The organism is Pseudoalteromonas sp. AOP7-A1-14 (assembly GCF_052376275.1).
Classification (GTDB): Bacteria; Pseudomonadota; Gammaproteobacteria; order Enterobacterales; family Alteromonadaceae; genus Pseudoalteromonas.
Map to the genome: position 1 here is coordinate 1 of NZ_JBQSVO010000178.1, position 4,006 is coordinate 4,006.

3 protein-coding genes are annotated in these 4,006 nt (G+C 41.9%); all 3 read right to left on the reverse strand.

Features of this window, described 5'->3' with window-relative positions; translation table 11 throughout:
• Nucleotides 1–50: 50 nt before the first annotated feature.
• From ACT3RM_RS17080 to ACT3RM_RS17090, 3 genes are read right to left on the reverse strand one after another with little or no spacing between them, the layout of a single operon-like run.
• Nucleotides 51–1,637 (reverse strand): dihydrolipoyllysine-residue acetyltransferase, encoded by a 1,587-nt coding sequence (locus ACT3RM_RS17080; RefSeq protein WP_441836588.1) that lies wholly within the window; start codon nucleotides 1,635–1,637, stop codon nucleotides 51–53.
• Nucleotides 1,638–1,645: 8 nt separating this feature from the next.
• Complete coding sequence (locus tag ACT3RM_RS17085) at nucleotides 1,646–2,623, reverse strand: alpha-ketoacid dehydrogenase subunit beta (protein WP_441836587.1); 978 nt, start codon at nucleotides 2,621–2,623, stop codon at nucleotides 1,646–1,648.
• The gene (locus ACT3RM_RS17090) at nucleotides 2,623–3,837 is read right to left on the reverse strand and encodes a thiamine pyrophosphate-dependent dehydrogenase E1 component subunit alpha (protein ID WP_441836586.1); all 1,215 of its coding nucleotides are present in this window, start codon (nucleotides 3,835–3,837) and stop codon (nucleotides 2,623–2,625) included. Before ACT3RM_RS17090 ends, ACT3RM_RS17085 begins: the two co-directional genes overlap by 1 nt.
• Between the last annotated feature and the right edge of the window lie 169 nt (nucleotides 3,838–4,006).

Below are 4,006 nucleotides of genomic sequence, written 5' to 3' on the forward strand. Positions count from 1 at the left end.
AACCAGCATTAAGCTGGTTTTTTATGAATCCTGTATGAATAAAGGCTATTTTAACTCATTGCCATCATCATTTTAGCCGGATCTTCAAGATAGGATTTCCACAGATTATTAAAGCGTGCAATGGTGCCTCCATCAATAACTCGGTGATCGCCAGACCAGCTCACTTGCATAATTGCAGCAGATTCCACCTCACCTTTGTCATTAAAGCGCGGTAAGTGTTGTAATTTACCTAATGCAACAATTGCCACCTCGGGTTTATTAATAATCGGTGTTGCAATTGTGCCACCTATCGCACCGATGTTTGAAATGCTAATTGTGCCTGCTTTCAAATCATCAGGCGAAACCCGACCTTCACGTGCGCCATCGGTTAAGCGAGTTACTTCGTTAGCAACATCGACAATGCTTTTATGCTGACAACTTTTAATATTAGGCACTAATAAACCAATTTTTGAGTCAACCGCCATACCTATATTATGGTCATCAAAATAAGTGACCTCTGTGCATTCATCATTCACTTGTGAGTTAAGCACTGGAAATTGCTTCATAGCAAGCGATAATGCCTTTATGAAAAACGGCATCATGGTTAACTTAACACCTTGATTTTTGTATTGCTCTTTAAGCTCACTGCGCATAGCAATCAATTTGGTTAAATTAATTTCATCACTAAAGGTAAAGTGCGGGATAGTTGACACTGACGCGACCATTTGTTTAGCCATCGCTGCTTTGATGCCTTTAATAGGCTCAACTCGTTTACCATTCGATGATGCTTTTTCAGGCGGTGTTGCCGGGGTATTAGTAGCTTGAAGCGAGCTGCCCTGTGACTGTACATTTGTCGCAGCAGTACCATTACTTAAAAAGTCCTCAATGTCTTCTTTATAAATACGGCCTGCTTTACCAGAGCCTGGTACTTCAGATAAATCAACATCGTGCTCACGCGCTTTACGACGAACTGCCGGCGAAGCGACTGCTTTTTTGTTGATCTGCTTTTCATTGCTACTTTTACCAGCTATGGCTGTTTTTTCAGGTGTTTGCTCTGTCGCGTTACTTTGTGCCTTTACAACCTTTGAATTTACATCAGGTGCGCAGCTGCTACCAGCTATGCTCATTTGAAATAATGGGCTGTGTACCGCCGCTATATCACCTTTTTGATAATATAGCTTTTCAACTTTACCTGTGTATTTTGCCGGAATTTGCACTAATGCTTTGTCAGTCATCACATCGCAAACAGCTTGATCTTCTTGTATTTCGTCACCTTCGCTTACAAGCCACTCAACAATTTCACACTCAACGATACCTTCGCCGATATCAGGTAAAATAAAATCTTCAAGCTGCGTAGTGCTAGTTGGTTCTTGAGCTGGGCTCGCTGCTTGTATTTCCTCTGTATCACTCGGTTCGCTGCCGCTTACATCCATTGAAAATAATGGACCATGTACTTTAGCAATATCGCCTTTTGCGTAATACAATTTAGTAATAACACCATCGTGAACCGCTGGGATTTGTACTAATGCTTTATCTGTCATTACATCACAGATGGGCTGATCTTCTTTTACCGTATCACCTTCGCCAACAAGCCACTCAACAATTTCGCATTCTACAATGCCTTCGCCGATATCCGGTAATATAAAATCTTTAGACATAATGACTCCTAAAACTCAATAGACTGCTTAATAGCCGCTAATACTTTTAATGCATCTGGCACGTACTCTTTTTCAAGCGCTAGCGGGTAAGGTGTATCAAGGCCACAAACACGGCTGATTGGTGATTCTAAATGTAAAAAACATTCTTGCTGGATTGTCGCTACAATCTCTGCACCAAAACCGTTTGTTATCGGCGCTTCATGACTGACTATTAAGCGCCCTGTTTTAGTTACTGATTTTGCAATTGTTTCCATATCCCAAGGCACAATACTGCGTAAATCAATCACTTCACAACTAATGCCTTGTTCGTTTGCCTTTTTAGCGGCATCTTCAACGATTTCCATCTGCGCGCCCCAAGCAAGCACGGTCACATCAGACCCTTCTTGTACTACTTCGGCTTTGCCAAGTTCGATGCTGTAATCGTCTTCTGGCACTTCACCGGTTGAAGCACGGTATAAACGTTTTGGTTCAAAGAAGATAACCGGATTATCGTCTTTAATGGCTGCGCGCAATAAACCTTTTGCTTGATACGGATTACGAGGCACGATTATTTTCAAGCCCGGTGTATGAGCAAAGTAAGCTTCTGGTGATTGGGAGTGATATAAACCGCCCGCAATACCACCGCCGTACGGTGTACGTACTGTTAAATTACCTACATTGAACTCATTACCACTGCGATAACGAAATTTAGCTGACTCATTTACAATTTGGTCAAAGGCCGGAAATATATAATCCGCGAACTGAATTTCAGCGAGAGCCGGAGCACCAAACGCCGCTAAACCATTAGCAAAGCCTAAAATGCCCTGCTCCGTTAGTGGCGTATTAAAAACACGATGTTTACCGTACTTTTCTTGTAGGCCTGAAGTAGCACGGAATACACCACCAAAGTAACCAACATCTTCACCGAAAATGCACGCATTAGCATGCTCACCCATAGTGATATCAAGTGCAGAGTTAATTGCATGAAGCATGTTCATTTTAGCCATTATTTTAATCTCCCTGCAGTGGTTGGGTACGCATCTGGGTTATTGAGTATATGTTTTTTTAACTCATCATATTGTTTTTGTAATGATGGGATCGGCGTATCATAAACATCTGAAATTAGCTCTTCAAGTGCTGGCTTTTCGACTTTCTCAGCCCGCTTAAGTGCCGCTAAAATTTCTTCTCGAATAGCATCTTTGGCTTTGTTGTCATCATCTTCATTTAACCAACCTTGCTTTACTAACCACTTACGATAACGCTCTATTGGGCAGCCTTGGTGTTTCGTTTCTTCGTCTTTAGAACGGTAACCGCTTGGATCATCTGAAGTTGAGTGTGCACCTAAACGGTAAGCTATCGATTCAATCAGCACAGGTTCACCGGTGCTAGTCGAAATTTCACGGGCTTTTTTAGTTGCCGCATAAACCGCTAATGCATCTGCGCCGTCAACACGAATGGTTTTAATACCATAACCAACACCACGCGAAGCTATACCATCGCCTTTAAACTGTTCATCAGCCGGCGTTGATATCGCATAGCCATTATTACGGGCAAAAAATATTACGGGTGCTTTATGCACTGCGGCCATATTTAAACCAGCATGGAAGTCACCCTCAGAGGCTGCGCCTTCACCAAAGTAACAAATTGTAATATTGTCGATAGTGCTTGCAAGTTCGCCGTTTGCAGCTTCAATATGCTTTACTTTTTGACCATACGCATAACCTGTTGCTTGCGGAATTTGTGTTCCCAATGGTGATGAAATAGTCATATAATTTAGTTCTTTAGAACCATAATGGATTGGCATTTGGCGGCCTTTCCCTAGATCCAACTCATTTGAAAACATTTGGTTCATAAACTGATCGAGGGTAAAGCCACGATAATGTAATGCCGCTTGTTCGCGATACTGCGCCATGATCATATCATCTTGATCAAGCGCTGCAGCTGAAGCTGTAACGGCGGCTTCTTCACCTAAACATTGCATATAAAAGCTTACACGACCTTGGCGCTGCGCCGATTGCATACGTTCATCTAAAGCGCGTATAAAGCGCATCGTTTCGTACATACGCACTGCTGTTGCTTTATCTATATCTGGCGCCGTTGCGCCTGAGTGAATGTCGCCGTCCTCAGTAAGAATACTAAGTGTAGGAATAGTTAATGCGTGTCCGTCAATAAATGACAGATCATGATTAATATTCAGCGATACGTTATTGGGATTAGTCATAACCTACCTTTTGTTGTTGTCTATAAACTGGGTGTTTCGGTTTTTATTATGTGAAACGATTGCCAGAAACCTGAATAAACTTTGCAATTTAACCACAGTATTTAAATTAAAGCTTCTGCCAGCTTACGTTAAGGTAAATAGTTATTCAACTAATCATAGGCGAAAGGAA